We start from the raw sequence: 24,846 nt of genomic DNA on the forward strand, positions 1-24,846 counted from the left end.
CGATGTTTATAAGAAAGTTGCGAAGCCTCACCCCTTTGGATGTTTTTATCTAAAGGGGTGTTTTTGTGTCGAAAAGAAAAAGAACATCTAAAATCGATAAATGGATTAAAGAGGGGCGAGGAACTGGCAGTGGGGGAGATTATCAGCCTTGGCTTAAAATTCAAGATGTTTCCTCATTAGGGCGGTCAACAAGATTAAAAGGTATAAAGACCGCCGGGAAACATGAGTTTTTATCCCGCACTAACGGGCAGTAAGACTCCCACCTCAAAAGTCAGCAAATGCTAGGAAGTTAGGCGGGAGATCAACTGCCCGTAAAAGCCCGATTGGTTCAACTAATAATCAGTGGGGGATGGACAGAACCCCCACTGATTAAAGTTTCACTTTATCGGATTTGGAACGGAACTACTTTTATTTAACTGAATTTTCCGTTATTATTTTAGATATTCGTGAACAATTTCCTTTATTACCACAAGAAGAGACGATTGTTATTGCTGAAGAGCTTGGGATTAAACACCCAGCTGATCCAAAAACAGGCGATCCAATTGTTATGATAACGGACTTTTTATTAACAGTTGATAAAGGACAAGGTGTATTTGAAGTCGCTCATACTATCAAAATGAAAGATAAGCTATTAGAAGAACGTGTGTTAGAGAAGTTTGAAATTGAACGGGAGAATCGCTCTTTGTCGATGTTAATATTATCATCGTTTGAAATTGGTGAATGGAAAACTATTTATGATCGACTGCTTATAAATCTTGTGAATGATAGTGGAACTTGGACAAGTAAGTCATTGAAAAGCATTGAAGGTCAAGGTATTACAGTGGTGAAAGCTAAACACAGTTCTAAAGGGGTTCAGCATAGGGCAGAGGTTTTATTGAACAAATTAGATTACTAGACATTACGAGGGGGTTTATTAATGAAAGTGAATGAAAAAACATATCTAAGTATAGAAGAGATTATTTCATTACCAACCTTATCAGGTACAAGCATAAGTGATGATGGCAAAAACGTTGCATTTGTCAAGAAGACAGCTAACTGGAAAGACAATACATATAGAAATCATGTATGGATATATGAAAAAGATAAGAGGCAGAGTTACCCATTAACAACTGGGGATATAGATAGTACATACCCATTATGGTCTCCAGATTCTAGGAACATCGCATACCTTAGCCCAGTTGGTGACGGGGATAATAAGAAAAATCAGATCTTTGTTAAGTCAATAGATGGTTATAGTGGGATTCAAATTACTGATGAGGAAGAAGGGATCAGTAAATTTAAATGGGAGTCTACTGGAAAGGGTTTTTATTATGTTGCACAGTCAAAAGAATCTGAGGTGATAAAGAAACGTAAGGAACTATATGGGAATTTCCATCATATAGGTAAGGAATACCAGAATAATTGTTTATATTACATTGAAATAGAAAAAGTGATACAAAATGATAAGTATGAACACGAAAATAGCGTTGTTTATCAACTAACTGATGGGAAGGATTTTCATATCCATGAATTTGATATTTCAAATGATGGGAAAAAGGCTGTATTTATGGCTACACCAAGCTCAAATATGGGAGATTATATGAATGGAGATCTATACACACTAGATATTAAAGCTGGAGAGCTACAAAAGATGAATATAGATAAGTTGTTGGGAGGGAGTGTTTGTTTTTCTCCTGAAGGCAGCAAAATATGTTACTCAGCAAGCATAAGGGAGAAGGATTACTATAAGACCCATATACAAGAAAGTACATTAGAGATATATGATATTAATAATGGAGAGATAATTCAACCTTTAACAGATTTTGATAGTACGGTTATTCCATTACGGTGGACAGCTAAAGGAGTTTTAATTAGATGGCAGAATAAAACTAGTTATCTTATTGGGTTGCTATCCGAGGATGGCACTGTGGAAATGTTAAGCGAAAAAGTAGATGGCTTTATAATGGATGCTTCAATAACGAGGGATGGAAATCATATATCCTATAATAAAGCTAAAACAAATGAAACCTTTGAAATCTATTTGGACGATAAAAAAATAACGAATGAAAATAGCTTTTTCAAAGGAAAGCTTAAAAGTAACAGGGAAATAATCTCATGGCAAAGTAGTGATGGTCTTGAAATAGAGGGTGTTTTATCAACCCCAGTAGAGTTTGACGCAAATAAAAAATATCCCTTATTAGCGGTAATCCATGGTGGTCCGGCTTGGGCATCCTTTCCGATATTTTCAGACTGTTTTAATGAGAAATATCCTATTGAACAGTTTATCGAAAAGGGTTTTATAGTTTTAGAGCCAAACTACAGGGGAAGTTCTGGTTATGGTAATGAATTCTTAAAAGCAAACTATAGAAAACAGGGAATTGCTGACTACGATGATGTTATATCTGGAGTGGATAAACTAGTTGACAAAGGGATTGTAGATAAAGATAGAGTAGGGGTTATGGGATGGAGCAACGGGGGATATATATCAGCTTTCTGTTCCACATTTAGTAGTAGGTTTAAAGCTATTTCAGTTGGAGGTGGAATTACTAATTGGAGTACCCATTATGTAAATACAGATATACCTTACTTTATTAGGATGTATTTAGGAAATAATCCATGGAATGACCCAGAGATATATACTAAAACATCACCAATGACGTATATTAAATCAGCATGTACGCCCACCTTAATCCAACATGGCGAAAAAGATGCAAGAATTCCAATTTCAAATGCATATGAGCTATATCAAGGATTAAGGGATATGGAAGTTGATACAGAATTAATTATATTTAAAGGAATGGCATATAGTTCTGACCAGCCAGGAATTAATGTGGCTATTATGAAGCAGAATTTGATGTGGTTTTCACACTATATTCTTGGAGAAAGTATGAAAGATTTTAGGGTTTTATAATGGATATCTTCGTAGGATACATAAGGAAGCTTTTTTCTTATTAAGCCTGTGATTGTAGCTCTATAATTTCCATGTGAAATTCTACTGTATAATACTCTAGCAACTACATTGACTTACAATTGTATAGCGACGTTATGGCATTAAGCTCCCTGTACCTTAGTAGGGGTACGGAAACGATTCGTGTAAAAACTGCAATAGGATAAAAACGTGGCTCAGATATGGAAAATTACATATTTGCCACCTTGTCTTCTTGTAAAAGATTAATTAGACCTAGAAGGCAAAGTAGATATAAGAAATGGATACTTCAGTACAACTGATTTATCTACGGGACAAAAGAGATATATTAAACAAAATGATCAAACTTTTTTTAACACCTACATTTATATGAATTTAAAATAAAGTCACCCCTTTAGATATATTTATCTAAAGGGGGTGTTTTTTATAGTAAAAAGAACATCTGGAATTGAAGAATTGATTAAGGGACTGTTGAGTGAAAATTAGTTGTTTCGTTTAAGGGCCAGATTGTTGAAAAGGAGATTTAATAAATTATATAATTCATTGTAAACTGCGTTCAAATAATTATTGAGACGATTTCTTATGAAACATATACTTAAACGATTATAAGTAAACATAATTTGGAGGACTAATATGACAGAGAATAAAAATGTGTTACCGGTAGAAAAACGTGAAGAATTGTTCAAAGCATTGAAAGCTCGTTTTGAGAAAAACATGAACCGCCATGAAGGTCTTGAATGGGCTAAAGTCCAAGCAAAGCTGGATGCTAATACTGAAAAATTGTGGTCGCTTAATGAGATGGAAATAACCGGCGGTGAACCGGATGTTGTTGGTCATGATAAAGAGAAGGACGAATATATTTTTTATGATTGTTCAGCGGAAAGTCCTAAAGGTCGCAGAAGTCTTTGCTATGACCTTGAAGGGCTAGAGTCAAGAAAAAAACATAAACCAGAAAATAACGCTATTGATGTGGCAACTGCCATGGGCATTGAACTATTAACGGAAGAACAATATCGAGAGTTGCAAAAACTTGGAAAGTTCGACATGAAAACATCGAGTTGGGTACAAACACCTTCAGATATTAGAGAACTCGGCGGTGCCCTTTTTTGCGATTATCGCTTCGGACACGTTTTCGTGTATCACAATGGAGCAGAATCCTACTATGCTGCCAGAAGTTTTCGTGGTTCGCTAAGAGTCTAAATTTGAATTTGCGGACAGATTACTTAGAGGGAAGTTTTAAAGTTACATGTATTGTTAACGAACGATAAATTTGTTTGAATAGGGAAGTTTAACACTCGTTTACTTATTATGAAAATAAGTGAACGGGTGTTTTTTTATTTGAAAGGTCAAGACAAAACTATGGAATATCTTTACTCTTCTTTTCTTATAATTAAGGATACCATTAGAGGAATTGGAACATTAAAAAAGAAGAATATAAAATAAACTGTGGGTTTGTATAATGAAGTAAATGCATAACTCATTTTGGAGGTGACCATATGGCTTCGAAAGAAACTCCAAAAAAAACAAGAGAGCGCTTAAGGCAAAAAGAATTAAAAAATAATGCTACAGGTTCGTTGCAAGATGGATTGAATCGATCTGAAAAAGGTAGTTTAGTTGATTTAGCAGGTGGAATGGGTTGGAAAGGTACAGGGGTATTAATTTTATTATTAGTCGTCGGATATATTATATACAGTTATATTTTTAATTAGATGAATGTTGATTTAAAAAGAGAGACCAAAGCATATTTGATCTCTCGCTTATTATTTCTCTGGTTTTATATAAGGAACAACTTGTGCAGTAGCTCCTACAGAAGCACCGCGAATAAATTCTTGATTTTCTAATAGCTTAAAGTTTTCTGTTTTACCTGTTAGCATGACACCTAAAATTTTCACTTGATCAAATGGTTTGTTTTTGTTTGATTTTAAAAACTTCTGAATGTCTTCGTCATGTCCAACGTCATCGTATTGTTTAAGTGAATCAACGAACTCTTTGTACGCTTCTTCAGAGGACTTTCCTGGGTTGAATCCGTAAACTGGCATGCCAGCAGGACCTTTGCTTTCATCGGTAATAGGTGAGGTCATATATAGCCATACGATGTTTAAGTTATCTGGAATTTTTTCTTTAATTTCTTGTAATGTATAGGGTTGATTGAATGAGAGTGCAACCTCCGCAACATAGTTGTTCATTTGTGAAACTTCGCCTAATTCGTTTTGAACACCATCAAAATATTCCTTAATGGCGGGATTATAAAATGTTGCAACTTTATTTTTCGTTTGTTTATCATACTCATAAAACTCTGTACCAGACCAATAAAAGCCGGGCGTTAATTCGTTGGAATCAATGTTGGTACGGAGCCAACCATAGGAACTTGTTAATGTATTCCAGGGGACTACATAACCATTAATATTTTTGGAACGATTTGATATAATGTTACCACCAAACATGGAAGAATTACTCGTTACCTGAGAATCAATTTGCACATTCGGTTCTGCAATTGCGTTATGTAAAAAGAGTCGTTCGTGAAGTTTCGTAGAACTTTTCGCTGCGAAGTAATTACCAATCTTGTAAATTATAGGGATAAGTATTATTACGACGATAATAGAAGTAATAATGATTTTGAGTAATTGTTTACGTTTTGCTTTTTTTAATGCATCTTTTAAAGAAGTATCCATTAAGGTTTTCCTCCTATTTTTGAGTGAATTGCTTTACGTGCACGATGTAACTTTTGTTTGACGCTGTTTACTTGAATATCTAGTATTAGAGCGATTTCTTCGTATGTAAAATCGTAATAATATTTTAAAAAGAAGGCTTCTTTGTATTCTAGTTTTATATCTTTTAATAAATAGAAAATCTCATCTTTATTTAAAACGGCATCCAATTCACGGTCTTTATATTGTAGTTTTGAATAAATTTTTTCAGTTAAGTAGATATTTTGCTGTTCTTTTTTTCTCTTTAAATCAATGTATTCGTTTAGTGCGACTCTAAAAAACCATGGACGTATGTTACTCTCGGTTAGATCATCTAGCAATGTGTATACTTTATAGAAAGTATTTTGGATGATGTCTTCTGCATCTTCTTTTATAGCTCCTTTCGCTAGTAATAGCTTGAACACTTCCTCTCCTAAATTGATAAGATAGGAGGTCAATATATTTTCTTTTCCCATCATTTTTCCTCCTTACACTTATACAACGAATAGGTAATGATAAATGTATACACTTAAATAAAGGTTTTGTGTTAAGACTTGTTTTTCATACCAATAGAAAAGGCGTATAACAGTCATATGTTATACGCCTTTCTATTATATATTTAGTGATCTATTTAGGTAATGTGAATTTCACTTTTTTCCCTTGTGAAATATCTTTTGCCTCTTTATTTCTCATAGGTCCTAACTCAATCTCAAAGCTTTTGTCTTTCCAAATCTTTTCATACTGCTCTTGATCTAATATATATACTTGCAGTAACTCTCCAGATGTTCCGGTTTTAACGGACGCATTATAGTCGTAATTTAATAGCATACCTTCGCTAAGCGTATATTGTGTACCATCATTAACTCTTAATGTAGAGCTTATAGGAGATAATGCAACGTCTTGAGCATCTTTGTTATCAAGCTTGAATTTTACAGTCAATAGAACAATACCATTTTTGAAATTTGCAAAGCGTGGAGCTTCGACGGAATTTGGTGTGAATTGAGTAAATTGGTATCCATCTAATGTAACATTAACAGCACCTAATTCTTGGCTGTTATTAATACTTGATTTCTCTTTTAACATTTTCTTATCGCCCATGTTATTAGCGGTAGCTTTATCTTGGTACAAAGTTTTATCTGTTGCAACCTTTTCAGCGCCTTGTTTGTTTAAACTTAATGAAAAGCTTCCAGGGCTTCCGATTGGGGCATCAAATTTCCCTTTATTAGCTTGTGCAGTTGGGACTTTGACTGAGACTGTTGAGAGACTTGAAATTTTCGCTAAATCATCTTTTCCAAATGGATAAGCGATATAACCAGAAATGGTTTCTCCGGCTTTTACTAAATAATCATTCGTTGGAGCAAGCTTAGTTGGTAGTTGATCTTCTTTTGGAATTAAATCTCTATAGTTACTATATACTTTCTGAGCACCAGTAAATGACATGTCCAATGCTGGCATATAGTAAATATCTTTAGTTGAATTATTCTTTACACTATAATTTGCAAGAATAACTCCACCGTCTGTTTGATTATTAAAAGGAATGTTAAAGTCTGTATGGAAGCCATTTAATTCAACTAATGTATAACTATTAAGTGATACTGAAACATCCTCTGCTTTGTAGACTTGCGATTCTTTATTTTCAAAAAGAACTTTTGTTTTACCACCTGTTTCTTTTTCCATATAGGAAATAAGCTTGGAATAATCGTTGGAGTTAGCTGCCGTATTTTTAGTATTTTTATCTTCAGATTGTTTTTCTTTTGTGGTATTTGTTTTTTCTACCTTATTTTCTTTTGGCGTATTCTCTTTATGATCTGTATTTGTTTTTTCACTTTGACCGCAGCCAGTTATCATAAAGGCTGCAACCATCATGGTAGAAAATAAAGTAATTATTTTTTTTGACATTCTTTTTCCCCCTGTTTTCTCTCTACTAAAATTTAAATCTGCATAATCAAATAATTTATTATGTCTCCTTCCCATCAATCCCACATTACATTATAGAAAAAATTGTTAGTACTTACCAGACTTTTCTAATTTTTTCGCTATCCAAGTGGATAAACCTGTCTGTCGAAAAACAAAATTTGTGAAATAGTATAAAGATGGCTTTAATTGCATCAAACTGTATGTTCAATTTGAGTAGAAGTTACAACTTTTACGTTTTTCTATAAAACTCCGTCTCCTTTTTTCTTTGATTTTTTTGTTGTAGATATATAAAGGAATTAGGTCGTGAATCACTGTGTTATTTTTGTAATATTTTATATTCATTGTTAAAATAAAAAATAGAGATATATTGAAAGGGGATAAAGACTCGATATGTGGATGAACTTGTAATGATTAGAAATTGGATAGATGAATTTTTCTCTCATTAGTGAGGGTTTATTTAACTATTTATAAATCATTCAAGGAACGCATATTTGACTTGTACATCCCTTCTGTAAGGATAGATGCCTATTTGTGTATCTGTCTTTTTTAGTGGGAAAATTTATATCTCTTATATAAAGTATGCGTCCTTTATTTGGAGGAATATTTTATGAATCAATTAAAAGGAAAAATAGCAGTTGTTACAGGTGTAAGTCGTCTAGGTGGTATTGGAGCAGCGATTTGTAAAGAGTTAGCTGAAGCCGGATACGATATATTTTTTACGTATTGGACGGAATATGATAAAGAGATGCCTGGGGGTGTTGATCAAAATGAACAAGTAAAACTAAAAGAAGAGCTAATAAAAAACGGTGTTAAAGTATCAAGTATGGAGTTAGATTTAACTCGGGATGATGCACCGGAACAGCTTATAAATAAAGTTACTGAACAACTGGGTTACCCTGATATATTAATTAATAACGCAGCATACTCTAAGAATAATGATTTTTCTAATTTGACTACAGAAGAGTTAGATAAGCATTATATGGTAAACATTCGTGCAACGACGTTATTAAGTAGTGAGTTTGCTCAAGGGTTTAATAAGAAATCTGGTGGTAGAATCGTTAATATTACTTCAGGTCAGTTTCAAGGGCCTATGGCTGGAGAATTAGCATATGCAACAACAAAGGGAGCAATTGATGCTCTTACGATCACATTGTCAGCGGAAGTAGCTCATTTAGGAATAACAGTTAATGCGATAAATCCAGGTCCAACTAATACGGGATGGATGACAGAAGAAATAAAAAGAGAATTAAAATCGATGTTTCCTTTTGGAAGAATAGGTGAGCCAGAGGATGCAGCAAGGCTTATTAAGTTTTTAGTGAGTGAAGAAGCAGGCTGGATTACAGGACAAGTTATTCATTCAGAAGGTGGATTTAAGAGATAAATTGTTGACCCCTTTAGATATGTCTAAAGGGGTTTTTAGTAATGTGAAAAGCATCTTAAAGCTTTATTACCTTTGATTTGTATGCTCCACAATTATCCCAACATTCCCTTTCTTACGTCATGTTTCTACATAAACATGAGCCTCTGAGACTTGCTCTAGTGGATAACACCTATCTATAACTGGCCTTATTTTTCCTGATTCAGTCAGTTCTTTCAGTAAAACCATATCTTCAGGACGTATTTTGTGCAAATAATTGCCTTCATAACAGCCCACTTAATGTAGTCATTTTCATTTCATAATATTGAATTGGTTTTTAAAACATGCTTTTCGTATCGAAATTTCCCAGTTTATAATTGTGTTATGAAGGCTTTAGTTCTTTACATATGGTTATTTATAAGAAATCTGTAAACGAGGAAAAGCTAGTAGTTAGGATAGTTTAAAATGTATTGCAGGGTAGAATTTGAAAAGGATACATTCACTAAAAATAGAGATTCGTAGATTAGAAATTAGAACAAGGAGAGTGTCATTTGAGAAAAAGAAAGATAGTAGTTGTCATTGTGGCGTATACTGTTTTCTTAGCTGCATCTATACATACATATAAAGGGAAACTGGATCATCCTGTTATGAGCGATGTAGGTAAGTTACTTCCAACAAAGATTAAACGTGTTGAAGATGTGGAAGATGAGCAGGTGTTAAAAAGATTAGTGAAAGAGGCAAATGTTTCAGGTGAGAAAATTTCAATCGCAGGTATGCAGCATAGCCAAGGTGGGCAGACGTATTATCCAAACGGTACGGTGTTAGATATGAAGGGATATAATAAAATATTAGAGTTTGATCCAGAGAAGAAGAGGATTCGTGTCCAAACTGGTGTGATGTGGAATGATATTCAAAAGAAAGTAAATCCATATGGTCTTGCAGTTCAAGTGATGCAGTCTCAAAATATTTTTACAGTGGGTGGTTCGTTAAGTGTAAATGTACATGGGCGTGACATTCGTCATGAAGCATTAATTGATACAGTAGAGTCATTCAGATTATTAATGGCAGATGGTACAGTGCGAAATGTAAGTAGAGAAGAAAATGCTGATTTATTTCCATATGTAATCGGTGGTTACGGGTTATTCGGCGTGATTTTAGATGTGACGTTGAAGTTAACGGATGACGAATTATATGAAACGCATACGAAAATGCTAGATTATAAAGAATATGCCTCGTATTTTAAAGAGAAGGTGAAAAAAGATGAGAATGTTCGCATGCATTTAGCGCGTATTTCTGTAGCTCCACATTCATTTTTAAAAGAAATGTATGTGACAGATTATGTATTAGCAGAAAACCAAAATAAGCGGGAAGAGTACAGCGAATTAAAAGAAGAAACTATTATAGCTTTACCAAAGTTCTTCCTTGGATTATCACGTTACAGTGATTGGGCAAAGGATACTTTTTGGAATATACAAAGAGATTATTTTGAACGTACAGATGGAAAGTTTGAAACACGAAATAACGTAATGAGATCTGATAGTGCTTTTATGGAATATGAGAATCCAAATCGGACGGAAGTTCTACAAGAGTATTTTGTGCCAATTGATCGTTTTGCAGATTATATAGATGATTTACGGAATGTATTAAAAGAAGAAGAATTGAACCTTCTCAACATTACGATCCGTTACGTAGAGAAGAATGAAAATGCAGTTTTATCTTATGTAAAAGATGATATGTTTGCATTAGTCTTTTTAATTAATCAAGGACGTTCTGAAAGTGAAATAAAGAAAACAAGAGCGATAATCCAGAAAATGATTGATGCTACTTTAAAGTATGGTGGAAGTTATTATTTACCGTATTATTCTTATCCGACGAAAAGTCAGCTGAAAATGGCATATCCTCGTATAGAAGAATTTCTTCAAAAGAAAAAGGAAATGGAACCACAAGAAAGATTTGTGAATTTGTTTTATAAGGAGTATAGCAAATGACATATAGAAGATTTGTAGCCTCACAAAGTATGATCATGATGGCTGGTAGCATGGTATTTCCTTTTTATATACTATTGCTTCGAAATGTTGGAGATAGCTTCTCTCAGTTTGGTTGGGCATATGGCTTATTCGCCTTAACATCAGCGTTAGTATATCCGCTAGTTGGGAAAATCTCGGACCGAATTGGGGACAGAAAATTATTAATTGTATATGCTTGGTCTATGGCTATATTGATGCTTTGTTTTCCGATTGCAACAGAAGTTTGGCATGTATATATTCTCCAAATTATTATGGGGATTTTAGGTGCTGTGCAGCGTAATACAGAGAAGACATCATTAGCACGAAAAGTGATAAGTAAGGAAGCGGGGTATGAAATTGGAAAGTACCACGTGTGGACATCTGTTGGTGGCGGGATAGCTATTATCGCAACAGGTTATTTAGTAGATTTCTTTACAATTGGTACAATTTTCTATATCTCTTCAGTTTTGTATGTCGTTAGTGGTATTGTATTAAGCAGGAATAGTAAGCAAACAAAAATACCCTTGTAGTAAGGGTGTTTTTTATTATAAAAGTATTTTTATTCCCATTTTTACCTTATTACCCCTTATTTGTTATACTGAAAGGGAAGACACAAGAAAAGGGGACATTGCCTTTGATGAAATTTTTAATTTTAGCTATTCTCACGTTGTTTTTTATTCCGTGGACAAGGAGTGGGACAGGACTTCGTACGTTGGATAAAGAAGGAACTGAGAAAATTGTAAAGCGCAAGAAATTATCTATTTTAGTTATTCCATTTTTATTTTGGATTGGCGTTGCGATCTATGAATACTTTTGGTTAATTGATGATCGGATAGATTCAATTCTTACTCATTATTCTGTCGCAGTAGCAATTTTAATTGGGCTCGTTTTATTTTCACAAAATAAGATTGGAAAATTAGAAGGCATGCTAAAAGGAGCATTGATGCTTGTTTTGCTTGCAAGTTACGGCTATTTTGGTTATTTACATGATATAGTAATCTCGCAAAAGAAATATGATTCTGTTGTTAAGGTAGAAAAAGATATTTCGGAAACATTTACTGAGAATGATCAACCGTTTACAGTTCCTCCGAAAACAGCAGAAAATAAGATGAAGAAAGTGTTTGGTGACATTCCAAAAGTAGCTTATTTTGAGCTAGGAGAATTAACACCACAAATGGTAAATGGGGAAGCCTTATATGTAGCTCCAATTGAAGTATCTGGATTTTTTAAAGCGCGTAAAGCGGAGACAATTCCAGGTTACGTAACGATGTCAGGTACAAATCCGGATGCGGAAGCAAAATTACATCTTGGATATAAAATGAAGTATGTGCCAAGTATGTTTTTCGGGAATAAATTAGAGCGAGTTGTTCGAAAAGCGGAACCTAATTTAATTTTTAAAGGGAAGCCGAAATTTGAGGTCGATGATAAAGGGAAACCATATTATACAATGACATATGGTGAATTTATTTCTGGAAGATCGGGATTTGAAGTACAAGGTGTTGTTGTCGTGGACGCACAAACAGGTGATGTGAAACGATATGATAAAGAGAAAGCGCCTAAGTTCGTGGATGGTGTACTAAATCATGAAACAGCATCTACATTAAATACGTATTTTGGAAAGTATATTCACGGATTTTGGAATACGAAATTCTCACAAAGTGATATGAAAATCCCGACTGAATGGGGAACGAAAGAGGGTGTTACACCGATCTTCGGTAAGGATGGAAGATTGTATTATTTTACAGATTTCACCTCTCCGAAAGAAGGTGTGGACTCTGCTTTAGGCTATTCATTAGTGGATGCACGTACAGGGAAGTTGTATTACTATAACGGAAAAGAAGTAAAAGGAATTATGGATGGTTCGGCTGCTACAGAAGTAGTGGATAATTCCTTTAAAAGAGAGAAGTGGCACGGAACAATGCCAGTTATTTATAATGTATATGGTAAACCATCTTGGATTGTACCTGTTATTGATGATGGAGGCTTAGTACGTGCCCATACAGTTATTTATGCTTCTAATGCAAAAATGTTTGCGACAGGTTCGACGCAAAAAGAAGCACTTGAGAACTATAAAAACGTGCTAACGGGAAGTGGAGATTCATTCAGGCCAACTTCAAATGGGAAAGAGGCACAAAAAGAAGGTACTGTACAACGTGTATATAAAGAAAAATCAGGTGAAAATACGATTGTGTACGTGCTGTTAGAAAATGAACAAAAAGTATTTATGATACCTGTGAAAAAATTCCCATATGCAATGTTTACAGAAGTAGGAGACCCAATTCAAATCACGTATTTAGACACAGGGGAAACGATGTCTTCTGTATCTAAATTTATAAATGGTAACTTGAAAAAGTAAAGCGATAGAGATTCTATCGCTTTTTTTTAATGACATTAAACAGGAAAGTTGGATATACTTGACGTATATCTATGTTGTAACTATAATTGTTACGATTTGTATTAATGAATGAAAGGGTGAACGATGAAAGTGAATGAAGTTAATCACGAAGTATATAAACCTGTAAAAACAAACAGGTTATGGATGGTTCTTGTATTAGGGACACTTACGGCAATTGGGCCATTATCCATTGATATGTATTTGCCTTCTTTACCGAAATTAACGGATGATTTACAAACTGGTGCTTCTCTTGCGCAGCTTACTTTAACAGCATGTCTGCTTGGGCTTTCAGTGGGACAATTATTTGTCGGTTCAATTAGTGATATTTATGGAAGGCGTAAACCTCTTATTATCGCTCTTATTATTTATGTTGCATCTTCTTTACTTTGTGCCGTTGCGCCATCTATTTGGAGTTTAGTTCTTTTACGTTTCTTACAAGGCGCTTCAGGCTCAGCTGGTATTGTTATATCACGTGCAATGGTACGAGATATGTATTCAGGTTCTGAAATGACGAAGTTTTTCTCGCTACTTATGCTAGTAAACGGTGCAGCACCTATTTTAGCACCGATTATTGGAGGACAATTGTTGCAGTTTACATCGTGGCGAGGAGTCTTTATCGTTCTTGGAGCGATAAGTGTATGTATGTTAGTGTCAGCTACTTTTGTATTACGTGAAACATTACCTCCTGAAGAAAGAGAAACAGGTGGTTTATCAGGAACGTTAGCGACATACGGAAAGTTGCTGAAAGATCGTCTGTTTATGGGGTATGCCTTATCTCAAGGTTTAGTATCTGCAGCGATGTTCGCTTATATTTCAGGCTCACCATTTGTTTTGCAAAATATATATGGTGCATCACCGCAAGAGTTTAGCTTATTCTTTGCGATTAACGGTATAGGTATTATCATTGCTAGCCAAGTTACTGGCCGTTTAGCAGGGAAAGTTAGTGAGAAGACATTATTTGTTTCCGGTATCGCTATTGCGGCTGTTGGAGGTCTATCTTTGCTACTTACGATTGTATTAGGGATAGGATTAATTGGTGTTTTATGTTCGTTATTCCTTGTTGTTTCAAGTGTAGGGGTTGTATCAACAACTGGATTCTCATTAGCGATGAGAAATCAAAAACAAGCTGCTGGAACAGCATCAGCTTTACTGGGTTTATTACAGTTTATCTCAGGAGCACTTGTTGCACCTTTAGTAGGTATTGGTGGAAGCAATACAGCATTGCCTATGGGGATTGTTATTGCGTTTTGTGAAGTGGGAGCAGTGTTATGCTATCTGTTTATGGCAAAGCGAAGTGAAAAGCAGTTTGGGCTGCAAAAAAAATCAAATATAGAAATGTAGTACAAGAAAGAGCTATGAGATATTATCATAGCTCTTTCTTGTATAAACTTATAAATCTAATTATTCTGCGATTTTATTGTTTTTAATTATTTTTTCCTTATAATGGATGTTGGGCCTGTCTTATAGTCTTATAGTCTATAAAATCTATAGGATGGTATAAATACTAGGGGAGGAATATTTTTATGCTTAAAAAAGTAAGTGCAGTAACTCTTGTATCACTTTTAGCTTTATCTCCTGTTGCAGCGTTAGCCGCACCTGAAGGTAATAATGTGAAGCAAGTGAACGTGGAAAAAGTAGACAAGGAAACTGTAACGCAAAGTGATAATAAGGACGCGAAATTAAACGAAGCAGAACAAAAGAAAGACCAGAATCAAGGAAATAAAGAAGTTTCTAAAGAAATAGAGAAGACTATAAAACCAGAAGAAAAGAAAGAAGCACAAGAAGCAAAACCTAATGCAGAAAAGAAACTGGAACCAGTAAAAGAAAATAAACAAGATCAGAAGAAAGAAAATGTAGAACAAAAAAATACAACACCTGTAGCACCACTAGAACAAGCTACCAATAAACCTTTAACACCACCTCCTGTAAATAAAGAAGAGAAAATAGATGTATCTAATTTTAGTGGAAATGTAGTAGGAAAAGCAAAATGGGACCCGAAGAAAAATCATTATGTATTAGATATAACAGCAACTGTAACAAGCAAAGTGACGCATAAAGCCAATAATCTTTATCTCGGTGTGACTATACCAAAAGGATTGGATGGAGATTTTAAAGAAGATGAAGGAATGATCCTTGAGGATGGATCTAAAATTATTAAGATTCAGTTGCCAGATATGGAACCAAATAAAGCAATTACAAAAAATATTAAGATTCCTGTAATTGGAAATGTAGCGAGTGAAAAAATAAGTAAAGATATTGAATTATATTTAATTGATAAAGATGAATATGATCCCCTTGGTAAAATGAAAGGGAGTGCAAATATTGATTTCTCAGAAATGAATAAAGATATACGTTTTGAAGGGAAAGTGAAGGCCACAACTTGCGTACCGAATTTAAAGGAAAATGAATTTACATTAGACTTTTTATTAACAACTCAAAATTTAACGATTGAAGATTTAAAAGGATTTGATGTGGAAATTGATGTTCCAAAAGATATTAAATTGACAATTCCTGATCATTATAAGCAAGCAGAAATTCCTGATTATTTAAAAGACGCTTCTTTACAAGAAGGGCTTCATGAAGGTGCAATGAATTTAGATATTAAATGGAACGGAAATACAGCAACTATTCCAGTTAAAGCAATGGAAGCGGGAGAAGGGTCTGCATTGTACTTCCAAATTGTTGGTGAAACAGCTAAAGATTTAAAAGATTTAAAAGTTACGTTTACTGCAAAACGTGGAGATCAAACTGTAAAACAACAAGTAGCAATTGAGAAAGTAGAAAATAAAGATTGTAAAAAACAAGATGATAAAAATACAGTAGGAAATAATAATGGTGATGGAAAAGGAACTGGAAACAATACACCTAATACAAAAGGACCAGATTCAAATCAAGTAATTGATAAACCGAATCAAATTACACCAACAAAAGTAACTACAACACCGGTAAAAGTGAATGATAAAGTGTCACTACCAAAAACAGGTGCTTCACAAAATGATAATTTACTTACATTAATGGGTGTTGTCATGCTTGCTGGGGGTGCTCTCGTATATAAGCGCAGTCGTATGAATGTGAATAAATAAGAAGCGGTAAAGATACATAGTAAATTTTCCGTTTTAAAAGACCTGGTAAAGTTATTACCGGGTCTTTTTATTATACATATTATTCATAATCGTATCGTATAAGACCGCGAGTTTATCCCACACCCAGCGATTGGAATCAACTTCTTTCTCTCCGCAGTCAATAATATCTGTATGATCTGTAATTTTATATGCTTTTTTAACAATGATAGGAGCAATTTTTGGTATACGCGGAATTTCTTTTAAGGCATCCGCAAAATTTCCGATATAGACGTGACCGATAATTTCAATTGTTAATGATTCATCGGATATATTTAGCACGGTATGAAATTGATCTGTATGTTGTTGTTTTAAATATTGAGCAAGTTTGAATGGAGCGTGTTTCTTCTTTAATACACGGCGAAGCTCCTCTGTATTTTCAATATGAAGTGATTTTTCACGAATAAGGACGCGAATGTCTTCACCCATAAAAGTTATCGTATTGTACATATATAATTCTCCTTTGGAAATGGAACTACAATTGTTTTATGCATATGTAAGTCTAGCATGGTATGTTCTATATGTGTGCTTACAGTTTTGTAAGGTGAAGTAGTAAAGTGATGAAGAAGTTACCCGTATAAAGTGACGATACTGTGACAAAAATGTTGTTGTATACATAAATACATCTTCTTGCGTGCAAAATTTAGGGTGTTCTCGTTATAATAACAAGTGGAGATTAGTAGTAGATGTAGACAAAAGGAGAATAAGAGATGAAGAAGGTTTTGGGTATTGCTATGCTCGGAGGTATGCTCCTTCTAGCAGGATGTAATGGAAATAAAGATACGAAAGAACCGAAAGAGAAAGTAGAGCAATCTACCGAACAAACAGAAGAGATGAAAGTATATCGCGAAGTACATGATAAGTACGACGTGAAGATGAACAAAGAAGTTAATGAAGCAGTAAAGTTATGGGAAGAAGCGAAGGGAAAGGGTGGCAAGGCATTAAGCCATGATAAATATAAAGAAGATGTACAGAGAGTAACAACGGGCATGTTAGAAGATATTGATCATATGCGTAAAGAAATTCGTGTTCCGAAATCGAAAGAACAAGAACAGGAATTATATGTTGGCTTCTTAAACGAAACGGAACAAGCAATGAAAAAATTGCAGAAGTTAGCTAAAGAAGAAGATTCATCATTAATTCGTGATATAGAAGTTCATTTTTCAACAGCATCAACATATTACAAACGTTTTCAGGCAGAAACGAAAAAATAACCTTGCGTATGCAAGGTTATTTTTTCTTCTTACCATCTCCATCTTCATCCTTGCATACGAATACTTTTTGTTCCTCATGAAACTCAGAAATAGTTTGTCCGGTAATATTGTCAAATGGTGTATAAAAAGAAGAGATATTTTTCTTTTTAATGAAGAGTTTATAGAAGCCTATGATAACGAGTATTACGATTGTTAAGGGCAATCCTATAGTAGCCAAAAGTAAGGGATCCATTTTCTAACTCCTTTCATACAATTTCTTTTATTGCTAAATGGTACAATCAAGAATTTGATAGCTTAATTAACCAAGCGAAAACAGAACAAGATGAAAATAAACGTTTTGAAATACTACACAAAGCAGAAGACATTATGTTTGATGAAACACGATTAATTCAATTATATTTCCAAGCGCTTCTTATTTACAAAAAACATCATATAGGTTCTAGCCCGGAACTACGATACGCGAAAATTAAATAAAGAAGTAGGCAACAGCCTACTTCTTTATTTAATTTCTTTCTTATATTCTTTCTTCGTTCCGTCAGAGAAGACTACTTCTAAATCGAATTTTTGATAATCTTTGTCCAGTTTGAATACGTTTATTACTTGGTCGATTACTTCTTGATCTGTCGTATTTTTATCAAATTTTAAATCTTGTAGAAGTGGGCTTAATTTTGTAATAGCTTCGTCACCTGTTAATTTCACATCTGCTTTATGATCTTCAATTTTCGCTTCCATTTTCTTATCAGCTGCTACGTTTTTATAATCGGCTTCGTAATCTTTCTTCGTATCTTGATAGTCTGCTTTTAAATTGAATTCATTAAAGTTTAGTTTTAAGTCTGCAGGTGCTTCATTTTTTGCTTCTTCTGTCGTTTTCTTATTAGAAGTTGTATCTTCTTTTGCAGGCGCTTTACACCCTGTTAATGCAGGTACTAGCATAAGAGCTAATAAAACTGAAAGTAAAATTCTCATTATATATTCCTCCTTTATGTAACTTCTTCTATACAAGTTTTTCCTAATTTCGTGTAATTATGTATGTGTTTAAATAAATTATTTTCTTTGAGATACAAGGGTTAATTCGCAATTTAAATCAAAAATAATTTGTATGTATATGGTAAATTGAAGGTGTGAGGAGGCGCTGAAATGTATGAAGAATATAAAGAGATGATAAAAAAAGCGATCGAGTATATAGAAACTCATTTGAATGAAGACAGTTGACAATAGTCAGAAAAGTTATATAATCTAAATGTAAGTGATCACTTGCATAAGGAAGAGAGGGTTTTATGGCACGCTCAAAGACAGCAGATAAAATTGTTCAAGCAGCGATTGAATTAGTAAAAGAAAAAGGTTATAAAGCAGCTACGACGAAGGAAATTGCAATGCGTGCTGGCGTCAATGAAGTAACGATATTTCGCAATTTCAAAAGCAAAAAGGGCGTTATTGAAGCGGCTGTTGCTGAATTTTCATATGTACCGCATTTAAAGCAATTTTTGCAAACAGAAATTGTATGGGAATTAGAAACGGATTTGAAGAACTTAGCACGGCATTACCATAAATTTTTAAATGAAGTAAAAGATATTATTTCTATCGGTATACGTGAGGCAGGAGAATTTCCTGAATTAGATGAAGAAATTTCTAAAATACCAAAAGGGTTAAGAGAAGAATTAATGATTTATTTTGCAAAGATGCAGGAAAAAGGAAAAATTATCGATACAAATATTGAAGCACAAGTAATGAATTTTATATGGATTAATTTTGGCTATTTCCTATCTAAATTACGTTTTGCAAATCGACTTATAGAAGTTGATGATGAGAAATTTATTGAGAATAATATTGTTTTATATGCTAGGGCATTAAGACCCTAGTATTTATTTAAAATAAAATGCAAGTATGTACTTGCTTGCTGAATGGAGAGAGTGAGTGAGAAGATGAACGCGTTAAAACAATTTTTAAAACTACCGGGTACGTATGTAGGGATGATAGTAGCATTATCATTCCAGGTTATTTTCTTTTGTATATGGTTAACGGCTTACGATGGAGTGAATGAAAGATTCGATCAAATGTGTATTGCAATTGTAAATGAGGATGCAAACATGGGAAGTAAAATAGCGGAAGGTCTACAGAAAAATTTACCGTTTCAAGTGAAAAAAGAAAAGTCTATGGAAAAAGCAAAAGAGGAAATGAATAATCATGTATACGATATGATTATAGAAATCCCTACTTCTTTTTCAAAAGATATAAGTGAAAGGGGAAAACCGGATTTAAACTTCCACATTAATCAAGCGAACGCTATGATAGCAAAGCAGATGATGGAAGGAGCTGCGAAACAAATTCGTGACAATGTAAATAAAGAGATAGCAGGTTATAAGCAGCAAGCGGTTGCTGGGAAGTTACAAGCTATGGGACCAGGGAATGTAGAAGCGATAAAAGGCTTAGCAGAAGATTCTGTTGGATTTACAGTTCATAAAGTAAATAACGCAAAAGGATTTTCTGTTAATATGGTACCGCTTATGATTGTGTTAGCTTCATTTGTTGGAGCGATGATTATGAGTATGGAATTATCGAAAGTGGCAAAAGAAGTGGGGGGTGGCTGGAGTAGTTTCTTGTCACGGCAAGTAATTAACGGTACAGTATCAGTCTTACTTGCATGCATTACAATCGGTTTAATGAAAGTGTTCAAAATTGAATTGCAAGAATCAGTATTGAATATATGGATGTTTCAAACGATTGTTTTTTTCGCTTTCCTTTCATTAACGCAAATGTTTATTACCGCTTTTGGAAATGCAGGTATGCTTTTCAACATTATCTCACTTTCTTTACAACTTGTAAGTTCGGGTGTAATTGTGCCACATGAGATGCTTTCTAAAACATATCAAACAATCGGTGAATTATTTCCCGCAACATACGCGGCAAATGGTTATTATACAATAATATTTGGTGGAGTTAGTTTAGAGAAAAATATTATTTCATTATTACTTATTGTTCTAGTTACACAATTGGTAGCGGTAATCGCTATATGTATAAAAGGAATAGTAAGAAGTTCTGTAGTTAAAGAAGCGTAGAGTAAAAAAAGGTATCCGCACGAGGGATACCTTTTTTAATAGGTTTTATTATTTTTTAACTTCTGTCCATTTGTAGTTAAATTCACCACCGAAGTCAGTTGTTACAAGCCATTTAATAAATCCGCGTTGTAGGTAAGAGTTCCTGTTGGTATGGAGGAGCGACAGCACCACCTTGTAATAAGATTTTTTCGGCTTGCTTCATTGCTTCCTAGGGAGCTTTTTCATTGCCAGCTAAACCAGTTTTCTTAGCTATCGCATTATCGCGTGTTAATAATTCAAGTGTTACTTTATCAGTACTCAATTCTTGTTTTGCTTTCTTCCAGTTCACTTTTGCAACTTTCACACTATCTTTTACTAAATTACCATTTTCTTTACGGAAGTCTTTATCGTCTGGTCCTTTAGTGAATTTAGCAGGAACCATACCTTCTGCTAGGCTTGCGCCGTTATTTAAAAATGTATCAACGTAAGCTTTTTTATTCATTGCTCCGTACATCAGGAAATCTTTTTTCGTATTTATTTTTCGATTTTTGCCCATTTAAAGTTTAATTGACCTGCAAAGTCTACTTGAACGATGCCTTTTACGTAAGAACGTTCTAAATAAGATTCTCCTTTTTGATATAGTGGAGAGATAACAGAGTCTTTAAATAATATTTTTTCTGATGTGAGTAGAGCTTCCCAGCGTGCCTTTTCATCGCCAGCTAAATCAGTTTTTACTTTCTCGATGATGCTATCAAACTCTTTATTAGAATAATGATCTAAGTTATAAGGGTTATTTGTTGTGAAAAGTTCAAGGAATGTAATTGGGTCAGCGAAGTCAGGGCTCCAACCGTCAATTCCAATTTCATATTCCCCTTTTAATAATAACGAAACTTGCTGTTTACGTGGTTGTGGTTTTATATTTACTGTTAAACCATCTAAGTTCTTTTCTAGTTGCCCTTTTAAAAATTCCCCTGTTTTCTTATCGAGATCAGCATCACTTGTTAGTAATTCTAATGTTATTTTCTCAGAACCAAGTTCTTGTTTCGCTTTTTTCCATAATTCTTGTGCATATTTCGTATCTGTTTTTGTTAAATTTCCGTTTGCAGAGCGGAAGTCTTTGCCGTCTGGTCCTTTAGCAAAGTTTTTCGGAACGAGACTGTAAGCTGGTGTAGAACCATCATTCAATAACGTATTTACAAAGGCTTTTTGGTCAATCATGTTATCAATTGCTTGGCGTGCAGAAACATTTTGGAGCACTTTATTTTGTTGGTTCATACGTATAAATTGTACCCCTACGTTTGGACGCTCTTTAAAGTTTGCGTCTTTTTTATATTTATCAACGAAGTCAGATGTTAGTTTGATACGATCTAATTGTTTTGATTCGAATAAATTTACTTCTGTTGATTTTTCTTTCACAACGTTAAAATTGATTTCTTCAAGTTTGACATTATCTTTATCCCAATAGTTAAGGTTTTTCTTAAATTTAAAGCTTTGTTCATGTTTCCAATCGCTTAATGTAAAGGCGCCATTGTAAAGAATTTTATTATCTTCTAAAGCGTATTTGTCGCCTTGTGATTTGAAAAATTCTTCATTGATTGGTAGAAATGTAGGGAACGCCGTTAAACTAATAAAATAAGGGACTGGACGTTCTAATTCCACTTCAAATGTATGATCGTCAATTGCTTTTACACCAAGTTGATCGGCTGGTAACTCTTTACTATTAACCTTTTTCGCATTTTTTATATCAAAGAATAAAAATGCATATTCAGAGGCTGTTGCTGGATCAACGGCACGTTGCCAAGCGAAGACAAAGTCTTTCGCTGTAACAGGTGTACCGTTTGACCATTTTGAATCTCGTAAATGGAATGTATATTTTGTTTTATCCGCACTTACTTCATGAGACTTTGCAACGCCTGAAACAGGTTTGTTACCTTCACCGAGATTATACAAGCCTTCAAATACATTTCTCATTACTTGACCAGAATCAGTATCTGTAGCACGAGCAGTATCCATTGTTCGTATTTCAGTAGGTGAAGATAAGTTTAAAACTTGTTTACTAGGTGCCTCATCTTTCGCATTTGCTCCGCTAGCTTCGTTTTTATAACTACCGCAACCAGTTAATAAAATACTTGCTCCTATAACTGACGCGATACCGGGTACAAATTTCTTTTTCATTTTTAAATCCTCCCTAAATTGTTTAATTATTTTTTTGAAAATGAACAATTATGAGGGAAAGAAAAAATCCCTCTTTTCTTATCGAGAAAGAGGGATTTTTATGTACAAGTTATGCACCTGTATATAAACGAAGTCCCTCATTCTATCTTTCAAGCGTAAAGCTTGCAGGAAGTGGCACAGTATTCAAAAAGAACCTGTTGCCGAGGTTTCAAAGGGCCAGTCCCTCCACCTCTCTTGATACAATGAGTAAACAAATAAGTTTTATTAATTTTTGTGTTTCTTTGATAATTCAAAATCTTACACCTTGAAGAATGAGGTGTCAATCAAATGGGATATAGTTTAAATTTTCAGTTTTTAAAAAGAAAACCACTGCATATGTACAGTGGTTTTCCTACTAGAAGTTAAAGTTGTCTGGGTCTGGACCAACACGATGTTTTTCATTTAAAGCTTGAATTGCTTTCATATCATCAGTGCTTAATTCAAAGTCGAAGATGTTTGCATTTTCAATAATGCGGTGTTCTTTAATAGATTTAGGAATTGTTACAACTTCATTTTGTAGATCCCAGCGTAAAATAACTTGTGCAGTTGATTTATTATATTTTGTAGCAATTTCTTGTAATGTTGGGTGATCAAGCAGTTGCCCTTGCATTAATGGTGACCAAGCTTCTAGTTGAATGCTATGCTCTTTACAGAAAGCATGTAGTTCTTCTTGTGTTAAGCGGGGGTGATATTCTACTTGGTTAACCATTGGCTTGATTTCAGCAATTTCTAATACGTCTTGTAGATGATGGATATGGAAATTGCTCACACCGATAGCGCGAACACGGCCATCTTTATAAAGTTTTTCTAACGCTTTCCATGATTCAGTATATTTCTCTTTTACAGGCCAATGAACTAAATATAAATCTAAATATTCTAGGCCTAATTTCTCTAATGTAGTTTCAAATGCTTGAAGTGTTGATTCGTAACCTTGATCGCTATTCCATACTTTTGAAGTGATGAATAATTCTTCACGAGGAATACCAGATTCGCGAATTGCTTGACCAACGCCTTCTTCATTTTTATAGATTGCAGCTGTATCGATGCTGCGGTATCCGTTTTTAATAGCTGCTTTTACAGAATCAATTACTTCTAATCCGTCCTCTACTTTAAAAACACCTAAACCGAACCAAGGCATTTTCACGCCATTATGTAATGTTGTATAGTCGTTTAAACTTGTTAAAGTCATATTAATTCCCCCTAGCTTTTTTATTTGTTGCTTCAACTGCTTGTTGAATGACTTCTGAAAAATTATTCTCATATAGAACTTTTAAACCTTCAGCTGTTGAACCCCCTGGTGTTGTTACTTGTTCACGGAGCATAGCTGGATCTTGATTTTGCTGGAGCATAGCGGCAGAGCCAGCAATCATTTGAATGACAAGATGTTTTGCTGTTGCCTCATCAATTCCATAGCTTTTCGTTGCTTCAATTAAACCTTCAGCAAAGTGATAGAGAAAAGCAGGTGCACTACCAGTAACTGCAGTAAGTTGATGAACTTCCTCTTCAGCACAATGCTGCGAGGTGCCGATGCCTTTTAAAAGAAGTTGTAATGTTTTTTTATGCGATGCATGTACTGCTTGTCCCATCGTATATAAAGAGATGGATTTTCCAATGCCAGCAGCTGTATTTGGCATAATCCAGGAAACAGGTGTTCCTTGAGGGAGTCTTTCTTCTAGGTAAGATGGTCCGATTCCAGCAGCAACTGTCACGACAAATTGATCAGTTAGAAGGGGAGATAAATTAGCTAATAACTGTTCATGTGCAGCAGGTGGCATTGCTAAAACAATTGTATCTACAGATTTAATGTGTTGTTTCCAATCCGTTGTAATGGATATATCATATTGCTTTTGTAATTGATTCAGTTTTTCTACGTTGCTTCGATTGGAAACAATAATTTCTTTGATGTATTCTTTACTTGTTTTAAGTAATCCGGCAAATATCGCTTCTGCCATACGGCCGGCACCAATAAATAAAATTCGATGTTTATTAGGCATATC

22 protein-coding genes, 4 pseudogenes and 1 riboswitch are annotated in these 24,846 nt (G+C 34.3%); of the genes and pseudogenes, 15 read left to right on the forward strand and 11 right to left on the reverse strand.

Features of this window, described 5'->3' with window-relative positions:
- Nucleotides 1-65: 65 nt before the first annotated feature.
- The 5 genes and pseudogenes from DJ93_RS13815 to DJ93_RS13840 form a co-directional block, all read left to right on the forward strand.
- A pseudogene (locus DJ93_RS13815) lies at nt 66-230 on the forward strand (heteromeric transposase endonuclease subunit TnsA); the annotation flags it as partial.
- A gap of 152 nt (nt 231-382) precedes the next feature.
- Nucleotides 383-895: pseudogene (locus DJ93_RS34625) on the forward strand (Tn7-like element transposition protein TnsE); the annotation flags it as partial.
- A gap of 21 nt (nt 896-916) precedes the next feature.
- Complete coding sequence (locus DJ93_RS13830) at nt 917-2,890, forward strand: S9 family peptidase (protein WP_042981405.1); 1,974 nt, start codon at nt 917-919, stop codon at nt 2,888-2,890.
- A 648-nt stretch (nt 2,891-3,538) separates the two neighbouring features.
- Nucleotides 3,539-4,105 (forward strand): DUF4256 domain-containing protein, encoded by a 567-nt coding sequence (locus tag DJ93_RS13835; protein ID WP_042981407.1) that lies wholly within the window; start codon nt 3,539-3,541, stop codon nt 4,103-4,105.
- Between the two features lie 296 nt (nt 4,106-4,401).
- Nucleotides 4,402-4,614 (forward strand): DUF6366 family protein, encoded by a 213-nt coding sequence (locus DJ93_RS13840; RefSeq protein WP_042981408.1) that lies wholly within the window; start codon nt 4,402-4,404, stop codon nt 4,612-4,614.
- A 51-nt stretch (nt 4,615-4,665) separates the two neighbouring features.
- Here DJ93_RS13840 and DJ93_RS13845 read toward each other — a convergent pair whose 3' ends face one another.
- The 3 genes from DJ93_RS13845 to DJ93_RS13855 all read right to left on the reverse strand — a co-directional run bounded on the left by DJ93_RS13845 (nt 4,666) and on the right by DJ93_RS13855 (nt 7,491).
- Entirely contained in the window at nt 4,666-5,577 is a 912-nt protein-coding gene (locus tag DJ93_RS13845) for a sigma factor regulator N-terminal domain-containing protein (protein ID WP_042981410.1), read from the reverse strand.
- Nucleotides 5,577-6,068 carry an RNA polymerase sigma factor gene (locus DJ93_RS13850; protein WP_042981412.1) on the reverse strand — a complete coding sequence of 164 codons (492 nt, stop codon included), beginning with the start codon at nt 6,066-6,068 and terminating at the stop codon, nt 5,577-5,579. The genes DJ93_RS13845 and DJ93_RS13850 overlap by 1 nt, the downstream gene beginning before the upstream one ends.
- Before the next feature lie 151 nt (nt 6,069-6,219).
- Entirely contained in the window at nt 6,220-7,491 is a 1,272-nt protein-coding gene (locus DJ93_RS13855; protein ID WP_042981413.1) for a DUF5068 domain-containing protein, read from the reverse strand.
- Between the two features lie 625 nt (nt 7,492-8,116).
- On the opposite strand from DJ93_RS13855, the gene DJ93_RS13860 reads away from it, so the two are divergent.
- Nucleotides 8,117-8,890: an SDR family oxidoreductase gene (locus DJ93_RS13860; RefSeq protein ID WP_042981414.1), complete on the forward strand. Its 774-nt coding sequence runs from the start codon at nt 8,117-8,119 to the stop codon at nt 8,888-8,890.
- A 117-nt stretch (nt 8,891-9,007) separates the two neighbouring features.
- On the opposite strand, the gene DJ93_RS30535 is transcribed toward DJ93_RS13860, so the two are convergent.
- Nucleotides 9,008-9,115, reverse strand: a complete 108-nt coding sequence (locus DJ93_RS30535) for a zinc-binding dehydrogenase (RefSeq protein WP_080743675.1) — start codon at nt 9,113-9,115, stop codon at nt 9,008-9,010.
- Nucleotides 9,116-9,417: 302 nt separating this feature from the next.
- Between DJ93_RS30535 and DJ93_RS13865 the strand changes: the two genes are divergently transcribed.
- From DJ93_RS13865 to DJ93_RS13885, 5 genes are all read left to right on the forward strand, one after another.
- Nucleotides 9,418-10,854, forward strand: coding sequence for an FAD-binding oxidoreductase (locus DJ93_RS13865; RefSeq protein ID WP_042981416.1), 1,437 nt, complete (start codon nt 9,418-9,420; stop codon nt 10,852-10,854).
- On the forward strand, nt 10,851-11,402 hold the full coding sequence (locus DJ93_RS13870; protein WP_042981417.1) for an MFS transporter: 552 nt from the start codon (nt 10,851-10,853) through the stop codon (nt 11,400-11,402). The genes DJ93_RS13865 and DJ93_RS13870 overlap by 4 nt, the downstream gene beginning before the upstream one ends.
- A gap of 107 nt (nt 11,403-11,509) precedes the next feature.
- Complete coding sequence (locus tag DJ93_RS13875) at nt 11,510-13,228, forward strand: DUF3981 domain-containing protein (RefSeq protein WP_042981418.1); 1,719 nt, start codon at nt 11,510-11,512, stop codon at nt 13,226-13,228.
- A 123-nt stretch (nt 13,229-13,351) separates the two neighbouring features.
- Nucleotides 13,352-14,608 (forward strand): multidrug effflux MFS transporter, encoded by a 1,257-nt coding sequence (locus DJ93_RS13880; RefSeq protein WP_117287909.1) that lies wholly within the window; start codon nt 13,352-13,354, stop codon nt 14,606-14,608.
- 182 nt (nt 14,609-14,790) lie between these two features.
- Nucleotides 14,791-16,350: an LPXTG cell wall anchor domain-containing protein gene (locus DJ93_RS13885; RefSeq protein WP_042981420.1), complete on the forward strand. Its 1,560-nt coding sequence runs from the start codon at nt 14,791-14,793 to the stop codon at nt 16,348-16,350.
- Between the two features lie 54 nt (nt 16,351-16,404).
- Here DJ93_RS13885 and DJ93_RS13890 read toward each other — a convergent pair whose 3' ends face one another.
- Nucleotides 16,405-16,836, reverse strand: a complete 432-nt coding sequence (locus DJ93_RS13890) for a hypothetical protein (RefSeq protein WP_042981421.1) — start codon at nt 16,834-16,836, stop codon at nt 16,405-16,407.
- Nucleotides 16,837-17,096: 260 nt separating this feature from the next.
- Between DJ93_RS13890 and DJ93_RS13895 the strand changes: the two genes are divergently transcribed.
- A complete protein-coding gene (locus tag DJ93_RS13895) occupies nt 17,097-17,600 on the forward strand; it encodes a lipoprotein (RefSeq protein ID WP_042981422.1) in 504 nt (167 codons plus the stop codon).
- 16 nt (nt 17,601-17,616) lie between these two features.
- Here DJ93_RS13895 and DJ93_RS13900 read toward each other — a convergent pair whose 3' ends face one another.
- Nucleotides 17,617-17,832, reverse strand: a complete 216-nt coding sequence (locus tag DJ93_RS13900; RefSeq protein ID WP_042981424.1) for a DUF3951 domain-containing protein — start codon at nt 17,830-17,832, stop codon at nt 17,617-17,619.
- A gap of 32 nt (nt 17,833-17,864) precedes the next feature.
- Between DJ93_RS13900 and DJ93_RS30540 the strand changes: the two are divergent.
- Nucleotides 17,865-18,074, forward strand: a pseudogene (locus tag DJ93_RS30540) (peptide ABC transporter substrate-binding protein); the annotation flags it as partial.
- Between the two features lie 24 nt (nt 18,075-18,098).
- Here the strand turns inward: DJ93_RS30540 and DJ93_RS13905 are convergent.
- A complete protein-coding gene (locus DJ93_RS13905; protein WP_042981425.1) occupies nt 18,099-18,566 on the reverse strand; it encodes a YusW family protein in 468 nt (155 codons plus the stop codon).
- A 311-nt stretch (nt 18,567-18,877) separates the two neighbouring features.
- Between DJ93_RS13905 and DJ93_RS13910 the strand changes: the two genes are divergently transcribed.
- Together DJ93_RS13910 and DJ93_RS13915 are read left to right on the forward strand one after the other, a co-directional pair.
- Nucleotides 18,878-19,459 carry a TetR/AcrR family transcriptional regulator gene (locus DJ93_RS13910; protein WP_042981426.1) on the forward strand — a complete coding sequence of 194 codons (582 nt, stop codon included), beginning with the start codon at nt 18,878-18,880 and terminating at the stop codon, nt 19,457-19,459.
- Between the two features lie 63 nt (nt 19,460-19,522).
- Nucleotides 19,523-20,656 (forward strand): YhgE/Pip domain-containing protein, encoded by a 1,134-nt coding sequence (locus DJ93_RS13915; protein ID WP_042981428.1) that lies wholly within the window; start codon nt 19,523-19,525, stop codon nt 20,654-20,656.
- A 48-nt stretch (nt 20,657-20,704) separates the two neighbouring features.
- Here DJ93_RS13915 and DJ93_RS30545 read toward each other — a convergent pair.
- From DJ93_RS30545 to proC, 4 genes and pseudogenes are all read right to left on the reverse strand, one after another.
- Nucleotides 20,705-21,140, reverse strand: a pseudogene (locus tag DJ93_RS30545) (hypothetical protein); the annotation flags it as partial.
- 29 nt (nt 21,141-21,169) lie between these two features.
- Entirely contained in the window at nt 21,170-22,810 is a 1,641-nt protein-coding gene (locus DJ93_RS13925) for a peptide ABC transporter substrate-binding protein (protein WP_042981430.1), read from the reverse strand.
- Nucleotides 22,811-22,949: 139 nt separating this feature from the next.
- Nucleotides 22,950-23,054: riboswitch (SAM riboswitch) on the reverse strand.
- Between the two features lie 150 nt (nt 23,055-23,204).
- Nucleotides 23,205-24,038: an aldo/keto reductase gene (locus DJ93_RS13930; RefSeq protein WP_042981432.1), complete on the reverse strand. Its 834-nt coding sequence runs from the start codon at nt 24,036-24,038 to the stop codon at nt 23,205-23,207.
- Between the two features lies 1 nt (nt 24,039).
- Nucleotides 24,040-24,843 (reverse strand): pyrroline-5-carboxylate reductase, encoded by an 804-nt coding sequence (proC, locus tag DJ93_RS13935; RefSeq protein WP_042981433.1) that lies wholly within the window; start codon nt 24,841-24,843, stop codon nt 24,040-24,042.
- Nucleotides 24,844-24,846: the final 3 nt, after the last annotated feature.

This window comes from Bacillus clarus (assembly GCF_000746925.1).
Taxonomy (GTDB): domain Bacteria; phylum Bacillota; class Bacilli; order Bacillales; family Bacillaceae_G; genus Bacillus_A; species Bacillus_A clarus.

Coding starts and splice junctions, on each gene's coding strand:
- DJ93_RS13830 (WP_042981405.1), top strand. CDS start 917: ATGAAAGTGAATGAAAAAACATATCTAAGTATAGAAGAGATTATTTCA.
- DJ93_RS13835 (WP_042981407.1), top strand. CDS start 3,539: ATGACAGAGAATAAAAATGTGTTACCGGTAGAAAAACGTGAAGAATTG.
- DJ93_RS13840 (WP_042981408.1), top strand. CDS start 4,402: ATGGCTTCGAAAGAAACTCCAAAAAAAACAAGAGAGCGCTTAAGGCAA.
- DJ93_RS13845 (WP_042981410.1), bottom strand. CDS start 5,577: ATGGATACTTCTTTAAAAGATGCATTAAAAAAAGCAAAACGTAAACAA.
- DJ93_RS13850 (WP_042981412.1), bottom strand. CDS start 6,068: ATGGGAAAAGAAAATATATTGACCTCCTATCTTATCAATTTAGGAGAG.
- DJ93_RS13855 (WP_042981413.1), bottom strand. CDS start 7,491: ATGTCAAAAAAAATAATTACTTTATTTTCTACCATGATGGTTGCAGCC.
- DJ93_RS13860 (WP_042981414.1), top strand. CDS start 8,117: ATGAATCAATTAAAAGGAAAAATAGCAGTTGTTACAGGTGTAAGTCGT.
- DJ93_RS30535 (WP_080743675.1), bottom strand. CDS start 9,115: ATGGTTTTACTGAAAGAACTGACTGAATCAGGAAAAATAAGGCCAGTT.
- DJ93_RS13870 (WP_042981417.1), top strand. CDS start 10,851: ATGACATATAGAAGATTTGTAGCCTCACAAAGTATGATCATGATGGCT.
- DJ93_RS13875 (WP_042981418.1), top strand. CDS start 11,510: ATGAAATTTTTAATTTTAGCTATTCTCACGTTGTTTTTTATTCCGTGG.
- DJ93_RS13880 (WP_117287909.1), top strand. CDS start 13,352: ATGAAAGTGAATGAAGTTAATCACGAAGTATATAAACCTGTAAAAACA.
- DJ93_RS13885 (WP_042981420.1), top strand. CDS start 14,791: ATGCTTAAAAAAGTAAGTGCAGTAACTCTTGTATCACTTTTAGCTTTA.
- DJ93_RS13890 (WP_042981421.1), bottom strand. CDS start 16,836: ATGTACAATACGATAACTTTTATGGGTGAAGACATTCGCGTCCTTATT.
- DJ93_RS13895 (WP_042981422.1), top strand. CDS start 17,097: ATGAAGAAGGTTTTGGGTATTGCTATGCTCGGAGGTATGCTCCTTCTA.
- DJ93_RS13900 (WP_042981424.1), bottom strand. CDS start 17,832: ATGGATCCCTTACTTTTGGCTACTATAGGATTGCCCTTAACAATCGTA.
- DJ93_RS13905 (WP_042981425.1), bottom strand. CDS start 18,566: ATGAGAATTTTACTTTCAGTTTTATTAGCTCTTATGCTAGTACCTGCA.
- DJ93_RS13910 (WP_042981426.1), top strand. CDS start 18,878: ATGGCACGCTCAAAGACAGCAGATAAAATTGTTCAAGCAGCGATTGAA.
- DJ93_RS13915 (WP_042981428.1), top strand. CDS start 19,523: ATGAACGCGTTAAAACAATTTTTAAAACTACCGGGTACGTATGTAGGG.
- DJ93_RS13925 (WP_042981430.1), bottom strand. CDS start 22,810: ATGAAAAAGAAATTTGTACCCGGTATCGCGTCAGTTATAGGAGCAAGT.
- DJ93_RS13930 (WP_042981432.1), bottom strand. CDS start 24,038: ATGACTTTAACAAGTTTAAACGACTATACAACATTACATAATGGCGTG.
- proC (WP_042981433.1), bottom strand. CDS start 24,843: ATGCCTAATAAACATCGAATTTTATTTATTGGTGCCGGCCGTATGGCA.